At 73.1% G+C, this 14,035-nt stretch carries 15 protein-coding genes; 4 read left to right on the top strand and 11 right to left on the bottom strand.

Going from position 1 to position 14,035, the window contains the following annotated elements; all coding sequences use genetic code 11:
• Positions 1-69 precede the first annotated feature (69 nt).
• From ACIGO8_RS21925 to ACIGO8_RS21915, 3 genes are all read right to left on the bottom strand, one after another.
• A complete protein-coding gene (locus ACIGO8_RS21925; RefSeq protein ID WP_399733072.1) occupies positions 70-1,089 on the bottom strand; it encodes a 1-aminocyclopropane-1-carboxylate deaminase in 1,020 nt (339 codons plus the stop codon).
• 82 nt (positions 1,090-1,171) lie between these two features.
• Entirely contained in the window at positions 1,172-1,828 is a 657-nt protein-coding gene (locus tag ACIGO8_RS21920) for a GntR family transcriptional regulator (protein ID WP_399733069.1), read from the bottom strand.
• Positions 1,829-1,868: 40 nt separating this feature from the next.
• Positions 1,869-3,293, bottom strand: a complete 1,425-nt coding sequence (locus ACIGO8_RS21915; protein ID WP_399733066.1) for an alkaline phosphatase PhoX — start codon at positions 3,291-3,293, stop codon at positions 1,869-1,871.
• A gap of 87 nt (positions 3,294-3,380) precedes the next feature.
• On the opposite strand from ACIGO8_RS21915, the gene ACIGO8_RS21910 reads away from it, so the two are divergent.
• A complete protein-coding gene (locus ACIGO8_RS21910) occupies positions 3,381-4,148 on the top strand; it encodes an SDR family NAD(P)-dependent oxidoreductase (RefSeq protein ID WP_399733064.1) in 768 nt (255 codons plus the stop codon).
• 477 nt (positions 4,149-4,625) lie between these two features.
• Here the strand turns inward: ACIGO8_RS21910 and ACIGO8_RS21905 are convergent, their stop codons facing one another.
• A complete protein-coding gene (locus tag ACIGO8_RS21905; RefSeq protein WP_399733061.1) occupies positions 4,626-6,170 on the bottom strand; it encodes a hypothetical protein in 1,545 nt (514 codons plus the stop codon).
• A 214-nt stretch (positions 6,171-6,384) separates the two neighbouring features.
• Here ACIGO8_RS21905 and ACIGO8_RS21900 point away from each other — a divergent pair, with 214 nt between their 5' ends.
• Entirely contained in the window at positions 6,385-8,235 is a 1,851-nt protein-coding gene (locus tag ACIGO8_RS21900) for an endonuclease/exonuclease/phosphatase family protein (RefSeq protein WP_399733058.1), read from the top strand.
• A gap of 34 nt (positions 8,236-8,269) precedes the next feature.
• The gene (locus ACIGO8_RS21895; RefSeq protein ID WP_399733055.1) at positions 8,270-8,716 is read left to right on the top strand and encodes a GNAT family N-acetyltransferase; all 447 of its coding nucleotides are present in this window, start codon (positions 8,270-8,272) and stop codon (positions 8,714-8,716) included.
• A 5-nt stretch (positions 8,717-8,721) separates the two neighbouring features.
• On the opposite strand, the gene ACIGO8_RS21890 is transcribed toward ACIGO8_RS21895, so the two are convergent.
• The 4 genes from ACIGO8_RS21890 to ACIGO8_RS21875 form a co-directional block, all read right to left on the bottom strand.
• The gene (locus tag ACIGO8_RS21890; protein ID WP_399733053.1) at positions 8,722-9,459 is read right to left on the bottom strand and encodes an SDR family NAD(P)-dependent oxidoreductase; all 738 of its coding nucleotides are present in this window, start codon (positions 9,457-9,459) and stop codon (positions 8,722-8,724) included.
• Between the two features lie 110 nt (positions 9,460-9,569).
• Positions 9,570-10,553, bottom strand: a complete 984-nt coding sequence (dapD, locus tag ACIGO8_RS21885) for a 2,3,4,5-tetrahydropyridine-2,6-dicarboxylate N-succinyltransferase (RefSeq protein ID WP_399733050.1) — start codon at positions 10,551-10,553, stop codon at positions 9,570-9,572.
• 44 nt (positions 10,554-10,597) lie between these two features.
• On the bottom strand, positions 10,598-11,209 hold the full coding sequence (locus ACIGO8_RS21880; protein WP_399733047.1) for a TetR/AcrR family transcriptional regulator: 612 nt from the start codon (positions 11,207-11,209) through the stop codon (positions 10,598-10,600).
• Positions 11,209-11,529: a DMT family transporter gene (locus ACIGO8_RS21875; RefSeq protein ID WP_399733045.1), complete on the bottom strand. Its 321-nt coding sequence runs from the start codon at positions 11,527-11,529 to the stop codon at positions 11,209-11,211. Before ACIGO8_RS21875 ends, ACIGO8_RS21880 begins: the two co-directional genes overlap by 1 nt.
• Before the next feature lie 61 nt (positions 11,530-11,590).
• Between ACIGO8_RS21875 and ACIGO8_RS21870 the strand changes: the two genes are divergently transcribed.
• The gene (locus tag ACIGO8_RS21870; protein ID WP_399733042.1) at positions 11,591-12,676 is read left to right on the top strand and encodes an oxidoreductase; all 1,086 of its coding nucleotides are present in this window, start codon (positions 11,591-11,593) and stop codon (positions 12,674-12,676) included.
• 25 nt (positions 12,677-12,701) lie between these two features.
• On the opposite strand, the gene ACIGO8_RS21865 is transcribed toward ACIGO8_RS21870, so the two are convergent.
• The 3 genes from ACIGO8_RS21865 to sufU form a co-directional block, all read right to left on the bottom strand.
• Positions 12,702-13,067 carry a VOC family protein gene (locus tag ACIGO8_RS21865; protein ID WP_399733039.1) on the bottom strand — a complete coding sequence of 122 codons (366 nt, stop codon included), beginning with the start codon at positions 13,065-13,067 and terminating at the stop codon, positions 12,702-12,704.
• 156 nt (positions 13,068-13,223) lie between these two features.
• On the bottom strand, positions 13,224-13,562 hold the full coding sequence (locus tag ACIGO8_RS21860) for a metal-sulfur cluster assembly factor (RefSeq protein WP_384413075.1): 339 nt from the start codon (positions 13,560-13,562) through the stop codon (positions 13,224-13,226).
• On the bottom strand, positions 13,559-14,032 hold the full coding sequence (gene sufU / locus ACIGO8_RS21855) for a Fe-S cluster assembly sulfur transfer protein SufU (RefSeq protein WP_399733035.1): 474 nt from the start codon (positions 14,030-14,032) through the stop codon (positions 13,559-13,561). The genes ACIGO8_RS21860 and sufU overlap by 4 nt, the downstream gene beginning before the upstream one ends.
• Between the last annotated feature and the right edge of the window lie 3 nt (positions 14,033-14,035).

The following is a 14,035-nucleotide window of genomic DNA, read 5'->3' as shown; positions in this document are numbered from 1 at the left end:
CGGGTCCCGGGCCCGGCCGGTCTCGGGTCGGGTCGGGCAGGCCCCGGGTCCGGCGGGTCCCGGGAGCCGTCAGAACAGCGCGCTGTAGGCGTTGAGGGCCGGCTGGCCGCCGAGGTGGACGTAGAGCACGGTCGCGTCGGCGCCGATCTCGCCCCGGTCCACCAGGTCGACCAGGCCGGCCATCGACTTCCCCTCGTAGACCGGATCGGTGACCATGCCCTCGGTCCGGGCGGCCAGCCGCATCGCGTCCAGCGTGGCCTCGTCCGGGATGCCGTACACGCCCGCGTGATAGCGGTCGTCCAGCTCCACGTCGGCGTCGGAGAGCGGGCGCTCCACGCCGATGAGGGCGGCGGTGTTCCGGGCGATCCGGGTGATCTGCTCACGGGTCTCGGCCGGCTTCGCCGAGGCGTCGACCCCGATGACCCGCCGGGGCCTGCCGCCGTCCTCGGCGAGCGCGGCGAAGCCCGCGACCATGCCGGCCTGCGTCGAGCCGGTGACCGAGCAGACCACGACCGTGTCGAAGAAGACGCCGAGCTCCCGCTCCTGCTCGGCCACCTCGTACGCCCAGTTCGCGAAGCCGAGGCCGCCGAGCCGGTGGTCGGAGGCGCCCGCCGGGATCGCGTACGGCGTGCCGCCGCTCTCCTCGACCTCGCGCAGCGCCGCCTCCCAGCTCTCCTTGAAACCGATCCCGAAGCCGGCCCGCACCAGCCGCACATCGGCCCCCGCGAGCCGGCTGACCAGGATGTTGCCCACCTTGTCGTAGACCGCGTCGGGCCAGTCCACCCAGCTCTCCTGCACGAGCACGCAGCGCAGCCCCGCGTGGGCGGCGACGGCCGCGACCTGGCGGGTGTGGTTCGACTGCACCCCGCCGATCGACACCAGGGTGTCGCAGCCGCGCGCGAGCGCGTCCGCGACCAGGTACTCCAGCTTGCGCGTCTTGTTCCCGCCGTACGCGATCCCGGAGTTGCAGTCCTCCCGCTTGGCCCACAGCGACGCGCCGCCGAGGTGCGCGGTCAGCCGCCGCAGCGGATGCACGGGCGAGGGCCCGAAGAGCAGCGGGTATCGGTCGAAGTCGGCGATCGTCGGCATGCGCGCTCCCGGTGGTGAGAGATGACTTCCGAAGGGTCCTGCCGGCCGGGGCGGGTCCGCCCGTCCCGGCCGGCAGGAGCCCTCAGAAGTCGGTGGCCTCGTCCGCGAGTTCTTCCAGCGCCCGCCATATCTCGGTCGTCACCGCCACCGCGGCCTCCGTGTCGCCGGCCTCGCAGGCGTCGATGAGGCGGGCGTGCAGGGCGGCGGAGCCGCAGGTCCCGGCGTCGCCGAAGAGCCGGCGCTCGACCCGGCGCAGCAGCGGGGTGTAGCGCTCGACGGTCGCGGCGAGCGCGTGGTTGCCGCTCGCGTCGACGAGGACCTGGTGGAGTTCGTCGTCGGCGCGCAGCGCGGCCTCGACGTCCGCGGCGTGCACGGCCGCGGCGAACCGCTCGTTCGCCTCGCGCATCGCGCGGACGCCCTCCGGGCCGAGCAGCGGAACGGCGCCGCGGGCGGCGAGTTCGTGCATCACCCGCACCACGGAGGCCGCGTCCCGGACCACCCGGCTGACCAGGCGGGTGACCCGGGTGTAGCTCTGCGGTTTGGTCTCGACGAGGCCCTCGTCGCCGAGCCGGGCCAGGGCCTCGCGCACGGGCGCGCGCGAGAGGCCGAGGCGGGTGGCGAGTTCGGTGTCCTTGACCACGGAACCGGGCGGGAGGTCGCCGCGCACGATGGCGTCGCGCAGCGTCTCGTACGCCCGGTCGCGCAGCAGGGTCCGGCTCACGGGCCTCAAGACGTCCATGGGCTGACATGTTAGATGTCAGTCCGCAGGGGCGACAGCGTCAGCGGCGGGGCTGGCGGCGCCAGGGACCGGTGATGGCGAGCATGATGCCCGGGTCCTGGATGTTGGCGAACAGGGTGTCGCCGTCGGGCGAGAAGACCACTCCGGTGAACTCGCTGTCGTTGAGGTCGTTGCGGGCGATCGGGTACGTGCGGCCGCTCTCCGTCGCGCCGAAGAGGTGCTGCACGCCCTCGCCGTCCTCGGCGATGACGAGCCCGCCGTACGGGGAGACGGTGATGTTGTCCGGGCCGTCGAAGGCGCCGTCCACGGCCGGGTCGGGGTTGACGCCGAGCAGGACCTGGAGGGTGAGGGTGCGGCGCTTGGGGTCGTAGAACCAGACCTGGCCGTCGTGCTGCACCGGGCTCTCCTCCCGGGCGAACGAGGAGACGACGTAGGCCCCGCCGTCGGCCCACCACATGCCCTCCAGCTTGCGGGCGCGGGTCACCTCGCCGGCCGCGAACTGCTTGCGGACCGGGGTCGTACGGGCGTCGCGGTCGGGCACGTCGACCCAGTCCACGCCGTACACGGTGCCGATCTTCGTGGCGCGGGAGAGGTCGTCGACGAACTGGCCGGCGGCGTCGAAGCACTTGGGCGCCTGGAGCACGCCGGCGTCGTCGGCGAGGGTCGCGAGCTGCCCGCGGCCGTGCTCGAAGCCCTTCGGCGGGACCCAGCGGAAGAACAGGCCGTTGGGGCCCGAGGCGTCCTCGGTGAGGTAGGCGTGGCCGCGCCCGGGGTCGATGACGACGGCCTCGTGCGCGTAGCGGCCGAAGGCCTTGACCGGCTTCGGGGCGCGGCCCACGCGGCGGTCGTACGGGTCGACCTCGAAGACGTAGCCGTGGTCCTTGGTCATGCCGTTCTTGCCGGCGAGGTCCTCGGTCTCCTCGCAGGTGAGCCAGGTGCCCCACGGAGTGCGGCCGCCGGCGCAGTTGGTGGAGGTGCCGGCGATGCCGACCCACTCGGCGACGGTGCCGTCGCGGTGCACCTCGACGACCGTGCAGCCGCCGGAGGCCGCCGGGTCGTAGACCAGGCCCTCGGTCAGCGGGACCGGGTGGGCCCAGTTCTTGCGCGGGCCCTTCAGCTCGTGGTTGTTCACCAGGTACGTGGTGCCGCGCGGGCCGGCGAAGGTGGCCGTGCCGTCGTGGTTGGACGGGGTGAACTCGCCGGACTCGAGACGGGTGACGCCGCTGTGGGTGATGACGCGGTAGGTGAAGCCCTCGGGGAGGGCGAGGACGCCGTTCGGGTCGGCGACCAGCTCGCCGTAGCCGAGGCGGTGACCGTGGCCGGGCCCCTGGCCCTGGATCTCCTGCGGCTCGTCGGCGGCCAGCGCCTCGGGCGCCGTGGCGAGCGCGCCGACGGCGCCGGTGAGCGCGAGTCCGGCGCCGGCGGCGGCGGACTGCTTGGCGAACTCTCTGCGGTTGAGGGACATGACGGTCTTCTTCCTGTCGTCACCCGGTGTCGCGGCACACGGTCGCGCCCCCGTATAAACGGGGGTTGAACAGAAAGGCGATGCCTCATGAACCTGCCCGCGCACGGTCGGCGCGTCCTCGTCAGCGGCGCGTCACGCGGTCTGGGCCGCGCGGTGGCCCGGGCCTTCGCCGCCAACGGCGACCGGGTGGCCGTGCACTACGGCTCCCGCGCCGACGAGGCCCGCGAGACCCTCGACTCACTGGACGGCACCGGCCACGCCCTCGTCTCCGGCGACCTCGCCGACCCGGCGCAGGCGGCGCGGGTCGCGGACACGGCGGCCGAGGCGCTCGGCGGCCTCGACGTGCTGGTGAACAACGCGGCGGTGAACCTGCCGCACCCGCCGGCCACCACGCCCTACGAGGAGTGGGTGGCGCTGTGGCAGCGGCACGTCTCGGTGAACCTGCTGGGCACGGCGTACCTGAGCCATCTGGCGGCGCGGCGGATGATCGAGAGCGGCCGTGGCGGGCGGATCGTCAACATCGGGTCGCGCGGCGCGTTCCGCGGCGAGCCGGACCATCCCGCGTACGGCGCCACCAAGGCGGCCGTCCACGCCCTGGGCCAGTCCCTCGCCCTCGCCCTCGCGCCGCACGGCATCGCCGTCGCGTCGGTCGCGCCCGGCTTCTTCGCGACCGAGCGCGTCGCGCCACGCCTGGCCGGGCCGGAGGGCGACGCGATCCGGGCGCAGAGTCCCTTCGGCCGGGTGGGCACGGCGGAGGAGATCGCGGCGGCGGTGCTGTGGCTGGCCTCCCCGACGGCGGAATGGGCCTCAGGCACCGTCCTCGACCTCAACGGCGCGTCCCACCTCCGGACCTAGCACCCCCACCCCGCGCACCGGCACCCCTCGCCCGCCCCGCGCCCGGGGCCGCGGCGCCTGCTTGCGCGGCGCCCTTCGCTCACCTTCGTGTGGGCATTCGTCCCGCTGGGGCGGGACGGGTGGGCACACGGGACGGCGCCCTTGCGGGCGCGTTCCGCACCTGCGCCTTGACCCGCACCCCGACCGCGCCGCACCGGTGGTGCAGGTCCAGGCCCGGAAGCCTAGGCCCGGCAAGGGGCGCCGTCCGTTGTGCCCACCCGTTCCGCCCCAGCGGAACGAATGCCCACAACGGAGGTGGCGGAGGGCACCGCCCCAGCGGGCGGACGGCGAGGGCGCCGGCCCGTGGGAGGGGTGGACGCCGCGTCGGTGGGCGCGGACCGGGCGGGGCGGAGGGTCGCAACGGAGGTGGCAGGGGGCGCGAGCCGCTCGCGCGCGGCGAGGCCCAGGCCCGCCGCGCAGGCGGGCGGGGGGCGCGGGTCAGGGGCGGGAGCGGGCCTTGAAGGCGGCTTTGCGAGCCTCCTTCGCCGACGGCTTGTCCCGGTGCAACCGCCCCATCGCCTCCAGCACGTCCGCCGTCGCCGGATGCTCCACCCGCCACGCCGCCTCGAAGAACCCGCTGTGACGGCCCGTCAGCCCCTCGATGAGGTCCTGGAGTTCCTCCAGGTCGCCGTCGGCGTCGAGGTGCGCCGCGATCGTGTCGACGGCCAGCCAGAAGATCATCGACTCCGGCGGCGCCGGGATGTCCGCGGCGCCGCGCTCGGCGAGCCAGACCCGGGCGAGGCCGCCGAGTTCCGGGTCGTCCAGGACCTCCCGTACGGCCGGTTCCGCCTCCGCGCCGACGAGGGACAGGGCCTGCTGGGCGTGGAGGCGGCGCAGCGGGGCGCCCGGGTCGGCGCCGCGGGCGGCGGCGAGGAGTTCGCGGGCGGCGGCGACGGACTCCCGGCCGGCAAGCCAGCCGACGGTCTCGGCCCGGGCCGCGTCCTGCGGATAGCCCGCGACGGCGTCGAGCAGCACGTCCGCGCCCTGGCCGGCGAGTTCACCGACCGCCGGCACCGTCAGGCCCGCCTCCAGCATCCGGGCCCGGACGCCGTACAGACCGAGCGGCGTGAGCCGGACCATGCCGTAACGGCTGACGTCCTCCTCGTCGAAGTCGCCGGCGGACGCGGAGGACTCCTCGCCCTCCTCGACCATCAGCGCCTCGTCGACCGGCTGGTACTCGACGAGCCCGATGGGTTCGAGGATCCGGAACTGCTCGTCGAGCCGCATCATCGCGTCGGAGACCCGCTCCAGGACGTCGTCGGTGGGCTCGCCCATGTCGTCGGGGACGACCACGGACGCGGCGAGCGCGGGCAGCGGCACCGGTCCTTCTCCGGCCCCGCCCTCGCTGACGGTGAGCAGGTAGAGGTTGCCGAGCACGCTCTCGAGGAACTCCTCCTCGGCCTCCGGGTCCCAGTCGAGGGCCTCGAAGTCGATCCGGCCGTCCTCGCCGACGACGGCGTCGAGGTCGTCGAAGTAGGGCGCGGCGGCGTCGGCGAGGACCGAGTCGAGGCCCTCGAGCCAGATCGCGAGGACGTCCTGGGGCGAACCGCCGGTCATCAGCGCCAGGTTCTCGCCGGGACTCGCCGTGCCGTCCTCGCCACCGCCCAAGCCCTCGCCCGAACCAGCGCCCGAGACCTCGCCCGAACCGCCACCCGAGCCCTCGGCCGAATCCTCCGCACCCTGAGCCTCCTCCGCCTCCTCCGTCGGCTCCGTCACGTCCACCAGGCCCGTGTCCACGGCGAGCCGCCACGCCTCGCTCGCGTACGCCTCGCCGTCCTCGTCGTCGGCGAGGCCGAGGAGTTCCGCGGCGGCCGGCAGCTGCTCGTCGACGAGTTCGCCGCCCACGCCCACCCGCGTCTCCGGGCCGGCCCAGCGGGCCAGCCGCACGGCTCGGGTGAGGAGGGGCGCGGCCAGGGCGTCCCGCGCCAGCTCCGCGTCCGAGCGCAGCCGAACGGGGGGAAGGATCGGACGGTCCTGTGCCATCAGGGGTGTTCTCCTCGCAAGGGTCGGACGGGGCAGCGGGTGCGCGCTGCCGCGGGCGGCCTTCAGCGTAGACGCATTCGGCGGGTGGTCCGCCGGTTCATGGAGCCGTCAGCCTTCGTACACCCGTCGACCCTTGACAAGGGGGTTGCTCTGCAACGAAATTGACGCGCGTAGATCTTTCGATCGTTTCTCCAAACCCTCTCGGAGCACCTTGATGGCTTCCTCCATACCGAGATCGGCGGCCGTCGCCGCCGTCGTCTCCGCCGCCCTCGCCGCCGGTCTGCTCGGCGGCGCCTCCGCCTCGGCCGCCACCGACGACGCGGCCGCCGGCGCGGCGCCCGTCCGGATCCACGACATCCAGGGCACCACCCGGGTCTCGCCGCTCGTCGGCAAGCAGGTCACCGGTGTCACCGGCATCGTGACCGGCGTGCGCACGTACGGTTCGCGCGGCTTCTGGATCCAGGACCCGCAGGCCGACGACGACCCGGCGACCAGCGAGGGCGTCTTCGTCTTCACCAGCTCCGTCCCGACCGTCGCGGTCGGCGACGCGGTGAGCGTCAACGGCACGGTGACCGAGTACGTCCCGGGCGGCCTGGGCTCGGGCAACCAGTCGCTGACGCAGATCTCCAAGCCGGTGATCACCGTGGTGTCCAAGGGCAACCAGGTCCCGGCGCCCGTGACCGTCTGGGCCGGCTCCGTCCCGGACGCGTACGCGCCCGCGGGTGACCCGGCGGCCGGCGGCTCGATCAACGGCCTCACCCTGGACCCCGAGACGTACGCCCTGGACTACTACGAGTCCCTGGAGGGCACGAACGTCCGGATCGGCTCCTCGCGGGTGGTCGGCGCGACCGACCCGTACTCCGAGCTGTGGGTGACGGTGAAGCCGTTCGAGAACGACAACCGCCGCGGCGGCACGGTCTACGGCTCGTACGACGCGCAGAACACCGGCCGGCTCCAGATCCAGCAGCTCGCCCCGATCGCCCAGCAGCCCTTCCCCAAGGCGAACGTCGGCGACTGGCTGGCCGGTCCCACCGAGGGCCCGCTGGACTTCAACCAGTTCGGCGGCTACACCCTGGTCGCGAACACCCTGGGCGAGCACGTGGACCTCGGCCTGGAGCGCGAGGTGACGCAGAAGCAGCACAAGAACGAGCTGGCCGTCGCCACGTACAACGTGGAGAACCTCGACCCGGGCGACCCGCAGGAGAAGTTCGACGCGCTGGCCAAGGCGGTCGTCGAGAACCTCGCCTCGCCCGACGTCGTGGCCCTGGAGGAGATCCAGGACGACAACGGCGCCAAGAACGACGGCACGGTCACGGCCGGCGAGACGCTGAAGAAGTTCACGGCGGCGATCGCGGCGGCCGGCGGCCCGGCGTACGAGTGGCGCTCGATCGACCCGCAGAACAACAAGGACGGCGGCGAGCCCGGCGGCAACATCCGTCAGGTCTTCCTCTTCAACCCGGCGCGGGTCTCCTTCGTGGACCGCGCGGGCGGCGACGCGACCACCGCGACCGCCGTGACCGGCTCGAAGGGCGACGCCCACCTGACCCTCTCCCCCGGCCGCATCGACCCGTCGAACACCGCCTGGGAGAACAGCCGCAAGCCGCTCGCGGGCGAGTTCGTCTTCCGCGGCCGCACGGTCTTCGTGGTCGCCAACCACTTCGGCTCCAAGGGCGGCGACGAGTCGATCGTCTCGCACCACCAGCCGCCGAACCGTTCCTCCGAGGTCAAGCGGCTGCTCCAGGGCCAGGCCGTGAACGCCTTCGTCAAGAGCGTCCTGGCGGTGGACAAGCAGGCGGACGTGCTCGTGCTCGGCGACATCAACGACTTCGAGTTCTCCGGCACCACGCAGGCGCTGACCGACGGCGGCGCGCTGTTCCCGGCGGTGAAGTCGCTGCCGCTCAGCGAGCGCTACTCGTACGTCTACCAGGGCAACAGCCAGGTCCTCGACCAGATCCTGACCAGCCCCGGCGTGCACCACTTCGAGTACGACAGCGTGCACATCAACGCCGAGTTCGCGGACCAGAACAGCGACCACGACCCGCAGGTGCTGCGCTTCCGTCCGTGATCACGGGCGGGCACGGGTGTGCGAGACTCGGGCCGTGATCCTGCGTCCCGCCACCCGTGCCGAGCTGCCCGCCGTCCTCGCGCTCCTCGCCGACGAGGAGCGCGTGGTCGACCCGGCCTCGGTGACCGTGACTCCCGCCTACGAGCGGGCCTTCGCGGACATCGAGGCCGACGCGCGCAACGAGATGCTGGTCCTGGTCGACGAGGCGGGCCCGGTCGTCGGCTGCCTCCAGGCCACGTACATCCCGGGCCTGGGCAAGGGCGGCGCCGAGCGGGCCCTGATCGAGGCGGTACGGATCAGGGCCGACCGGCGGGGCGGCGGTCTCGGCCGCGAGCTGATGACCCAGGCGGTCGAGCGGGCCCGGGCCCGCGGCTGCGGCCTCGTCCAGCTGACCAGCGCCAAGTCCCGGACCGACGCCCACCGTTTCTACGCGTCGCTGGGCTTCGCCCGCAGCCACGACGGGTTCAAGCTGGCGCTCTGAGCGGCTCAGCCGAGCAGGTGTCCGCCGCCGTCCACGAGCAGCACCTCGCCCGTGATGTACGAGGCGGCCGCCAGGTCGTGGACGGCGTCGGCGATGTCCTCGGGGCGGCCCACCCGGCGCAGCGGCACGACGGAGGCCACGTGCTCCTTGGCGGCGTCGGCGCCCTCGACGCCGTCGAACCAGGGCGTGTCGACGAGCCCGGGCGCGACCGCGTTGACCCGCACGTCGGGACCGAGGGTCTTGGCGAGCAGCTTGGTCATGTGGTTCACGGCCGCCTTGGTCACGGCGTACGGGATGGAGCTGCCGCCCGGCCGGACGCCCGCCTGGGACGAGATGTTGACGATCGCGCCGCGGGCCTCGCGCAGGTGCGGCACGGCGGCGGTGACGGTCTGCCAGACGCCGATGACGTTGACGTCGTAGAGCCGGCGCCACACGTCGGGCGTGGCGGCGGCGAAGTCGTCGTGCGGGATGAAGCGGGTGGTGCCGGCGCTGTTGACGAGCAGGTCGAGCCGGCCGAAGTGCGCCACGGTGTCGGCGACGAGCCGGGCGGCCTGGGTCTCGTCGGAGACGTCGGCCCGGAAGTAGCGGGCGCCGGGGAGTTCGGCGGCGAGCTTCTCGCCGGCCTCGACGGAGCGGGCGGAGTTGACGGCGACCCGGTAGCCGGCCGCGGCGAGGCGGCGGGCGACGGCGGCGCCGATGCCGGAGGACGAGCCCGTGACGAGGGCGACACGCTGTTCACTCATGTGCTGATTCCTTCTGGACGGCCTCCTGTCGCGCAGGGCGATCATGCCAGAGACGCCGGACGGCCCGCCGTCCCTTACGGGGGCGGCGGGCCGTTCGCGGTGCGCGCGGATCAGTTGTGGCTGTGCAGGATCTCGTTGAGACCGCCCCAGACCGCGTTGTTCGGGCGGGCCTCGACGGCGCCGGTGACCGAGTTGCGGCGGAAGAGGATGTTCGAGGCGCCGGAGAGGTCGCGGGCCTTGACGATCTCGCCGTCGGGCATGGTGACCCGGGTGCCGGCGGTGACGTACAGGCCGGCCTCGACGACGCACTCGTCGCCGAGCGCGATGCCGACGCCCGCCTCGGCGCCGATGAGGCAGCGCTCGCCGATGGAGATGACGACGTTGCCGCCGCCGGAGAGGGTGCCCATGGTGGAGGCGCCGCCGCCGATGTCGGAGCCGTCGCCGACGACGACGCCGGCGGAGATGCGGCCTTCGACCATCGAGGTGCCGAGGGTGCCGGCGTTGAAGTTGACGAAGCCCTCGTGCATGACGGTGGTGCCGGCGGCGAGGTGGGCGCCGAGGCGGACGCGGTCGGCGTCGGCGATGCGGACGCCGGCGGGCGCGACGTAGTCGGTCATGCGCGGGAACTTGTCGATCGAGGTGACCTGGAGGTGCAGGCCCTCGGCGCGGGCGTTGAGCCGCACCTTCTCGACGTCGTCGACGGCGACGGGGCCGAGCGAGGTCCAGGCGACGTTGGCGAGGAGGCCGAAGAGGCCGTCCAGGCTCTGGCCGTGCGGCTTGACGAGGCGGTGGCTCAGCAGGTGCAGGCGCAGGTAGGCGTCGTGCGCGTCGAGCGGCTTGTCGTCCAGGGAGGCGATGACGGTGCGGACGGCGACCACCTCGACACCGCGGCGGGCGTCCACGCCGATGGCCTTGGCGGCGCCCTCGCCGAGGGCGTTGACGGCCGCGTCGGGGCCGAGCCGCTCGGTGCCGGCCGGGCCGGGCGCGTCGGTCAGCTCGGGGGCGGGGAACCAGGTGTCGAGAACGGTGCCGTCACCGGCGATGGTGGCGAGGCCGGCGGCGACGGCGCCGGTGGAGCGAGGAGCAGTGGTCATGACGGAAAACCTAACCGGCGGGCCCCCGCACGGGCCAACCGGTCTCAGGTGTCGGTCGGGCGTTCCGTGGCTTTCGACGAGCGGGCGGGGCCGCCGTTCGGGCCTTCGGACACCGGCCGGAGGATCCGGGTGAGCATCTCGCGCGCGTGGGTCTCGTCGTAGCTGCCGTCGGTGAGGAGGACCTGGAGGCAGATGCCGTCCATGAGGGCGACGACGGCGCGGGCGGTCGCCGGGTCGGTGCGGGCGGCGAGGACGGCGCCGACCTCCTCGGCCCATTCGGCGGCGACCGGGCGCAGGGCAGGGCGGCGCAGGGCGGCGAGGTAGAGCTCGTACTCCAGCTCCACCCCGGTGCGTTCGCCGCCGAGCCACTCGCCCATGAGGCGGGCGAGCGCGCCGGCGAGGTCGGTGTCCGGGTCGGCGAGCGCGGGGCTCTCCCGCAGCAGCCGGCCGAAGCCCTCGTTGGCCTTCCTGAGCGCGGCGACGAGGAGTTCGTCGAGGGAGGCGAAGTGGTACGTGGTGGAGCCGAGCGGGACGTCGGCCTCGGCGGCGACGGTGCGGTGGCTGAGGCCGGCGATGCCGCGCCGGGCGGCCACCCGCAGGGCGGCGTCGACGATGCGTTCGCGCCGCTCGGGATCGTGGCGGCGGGGCCGGGCCATCAGTGGGCTCCGCCGAGGTTGAGGACGGCGACGCCGGCGATGATCAGCACGATTCCGGCGATCTTGGCGAGGGTGAGGGACTCGCCGAGGAAGAGGGCTCCTATGGCGGCGACGGCCGCGGTGCCGACGCCGGACCAGATGGCGTAGGCGGTGCCGACCTGGAGGGTCTTGAGGGCCTGGGCGAGGAGGGCGAAGGCGATGAGATAGCCGGCGCCGGTGAGGAGCGAGGGCCAGAGCCTGGAGAAGCCGTCGCTGTACTTCATGGAGGTGGTGGCGACGATCTCGGCCGCTATGGCCCCGGCGAGCATTCCGTATCCCATGCGTACGAGCGTACACACCTTGCGTACGCCCGTACACAAAGGCTGCGGCTACGGTGTGCGCATGACATACGCCTCGGGGCCGTACGGATACGGCTACGCTCCCCCGCCACCGCCGCCGAAGCCCGGCGTCATACCCCTGGCGCCGCTGGGACTCGGCCAGCTCCTCACCGGGGTCTTCAGCACCTTCGGCCGCTACTGGAAGCCGCTCGTCGGCGTCGCCGCGGCCGCCTACGCGGCGGCCACGGCGCTGGTCGGCGGGGCGCTGCTGCTCGCCTGGAACGCGGTCGCGGACGACGTCGACCGGCTCTCGCGCCTTCCGGAGGGCAAGGAGCCGGCGTTCGCGGACGTCCAGCCGCTGCTGGTCGCCTTCGGCGCGGTGTGGCTGACCGGCGTGGCGGCCCTGATCGTCGCCGGCGGACTCGTCCACGCGGCCACGCCGGCCGTCACCCAGGAAGCGGTGCTCGGGCGTCCGGTCCGCTTCGGGGCCGTCTGGAGCCGGGCCTGGTCGCGGCTCGGCTCGGTGCTCGGCTCGGTCCTGCTGACCATGCTCGCCGCGTTCCTGCCGATGGTGCTCTTCCTGGCCGGCTTCTTCCTGCTGATGATCGGCATGATCATGGGCATCGCCGCGTCCGAGGGCGGCGGCGACGGCGGCGCCGGCCCGCTGATCGCCGGCCTGCTGCTCTTCCTCGCCGCGCTGGGCACCTTCCCGCTCGGCGTGTGGCTCTGGGTGAAGTACAGCCTGGCCCCGGCGGCCGCCGTCGTCGAGGGCCTCGGCGCCCTGGCCGCCCTGCGCCGCTCCTCGGAGCTGGTCCGCGGCTCGTGGTGGCGGATCTTCAGCTGCACCATGATCACCGGCATGATCGTGGCCGTGGCCAACTACGTCGTCCAGCAGATCTGCTCGCTGCTGAGCTTCTTCCCGATGTCGGCGATGAACCTGGAGCCCGGCCGGGGCCCGGCCGAGTTCATCGGCACCTTCGCGGGCCTGATCGCCTTCCTCATGGTCGTCTCGATCGCCGCACAGGCCGTGCTCGCGCCGCTGCAGCCGCTGACCTCGGCCCTGCTCTACGTCGACCAGCGCATCCGCAAGGAGAACCTGGGCCCGCTGCTCGCACAAACGGCCGCGGCGGAGGCGCCGACCAGTCGGTGAGAGACCTTCGGCCGGTGAGGGGCCTTCAGCCGGTGAGGGACTTCTTCGGGCTCAGTACGCAGAACTCGTTGCCCTCGGGATCGGCGAGGACCGTCCACGTGGCGTCCTCGCCCTGCCCGATGTCCACCCGGCGCGCTCCGAGGCCGACGATCCGCTCGACCTCCGCGTCCCGGTCGTCCGGCGCGAGGTCGATGTGCAGCCGGTTCTTCACCGTCTTCGCCTCGGGCACCGGCACGAAGCACAGGCCCGGCAGGGCGTGCTCGTCGCGGCCGACGACGATCTCGTCCTCCGCCTCGTAGAGGATCCGCCAGTCCAGGACGCGGGCCCAGAAGCGGGCCTGCGCCGGCGGGTCGTGGGAGTCGACGACGAGCTGGTAAAGGGAAACGGCCATGGCCGCCAGTGTGACTGGCGGCCATGGCCGTTCCCGGTATTTCGGGCGGGAGACCGCGAGGCGCGTCGCACCCGGGAGGTCTCGGCCCGGAAGGTCTGCCTCGGGAGGGCGGACCTCGGACGGTGAGAGCCGGAGCTCAGACGTCGAAGGCGGACCTCAGACGTTGAAGCCGAGCGCGCGGAGCTGCTCGCGACCGTCGTCCGTGATCTTGTCCGGGCCCCACGGCGGCATCCAGACCCAGTTGATCTTGAGCTCGTTGACGATGCCGTCGGTGGCGGCCTTCGCCTGGTCCTCGATCACGTCGGTCAGCGGACAGGCCGCCGACGTCAGGGTCATGTCCAGCGTCGCGACGTTCGAGTCGTCGATGTGGATGCCGTAGATCAGGCCCAGGTTGACCACGTCGATGCCCAGCTCGGGGTCGACGACGTCGTACAGCGCCTCGCGGATCTCTTCCTCGGAGGCCGGCTTCATGGTGGCCTCGGCGTTCTCGGTCATGCCGACTTCCTCACAGACTTCTGGTCGTCCCCGCCCAGGGCCTGGGCGGTCGCGTCCTTCCACGCCATCCAGCTGAGCAGCGCGCACTTCACCCGGGCCGGGTACTTGGAGACGCCGGCGAACGCGACCGCGTCCTCCAGGATCTCCTCCATCGCGTCGTCCGGCTCGATCTGGCCCTTGGACTGCATCAGCTCCAGGAAGGTGCCCTGGATCTTCTGCGCCTCGGCCAGCTCCTTGCCGACGAGCAGCTCGTTGAGGACGGAGGCCGAGGCCTGGCTGATGGAGCAGCCCTGGCCTTCGTACGAGACGTCCTCGATGCGCGAGCCGTCGTACTTCACCCGGAGCGTGATCTCGTCGCCGCACGTCGGGTTGACGTGGTGCACCTCGGCGTCGCCGTCCCGCAAGCCCCGGCCGTGCGGGTGCTTGTAGTGGTCCAGGATGACGTCCTGGTACATCGAATCCAGCTTCACGTC

The organism is Streptomyces sp. NPDC053493, assembly GCF_044544825.1.
In the GTDB taxonomy this organism is placed as follows: domain Bacteria; phylum Actinomycetota; class Actinomycetes; order Streptomycetales; family Streptomycetaceae; genus Streptomyces.
Note: the sequence above shows the minus strand (reverse complement) of the source record. Positions and strands in the feature narration are given on the sequence as shown.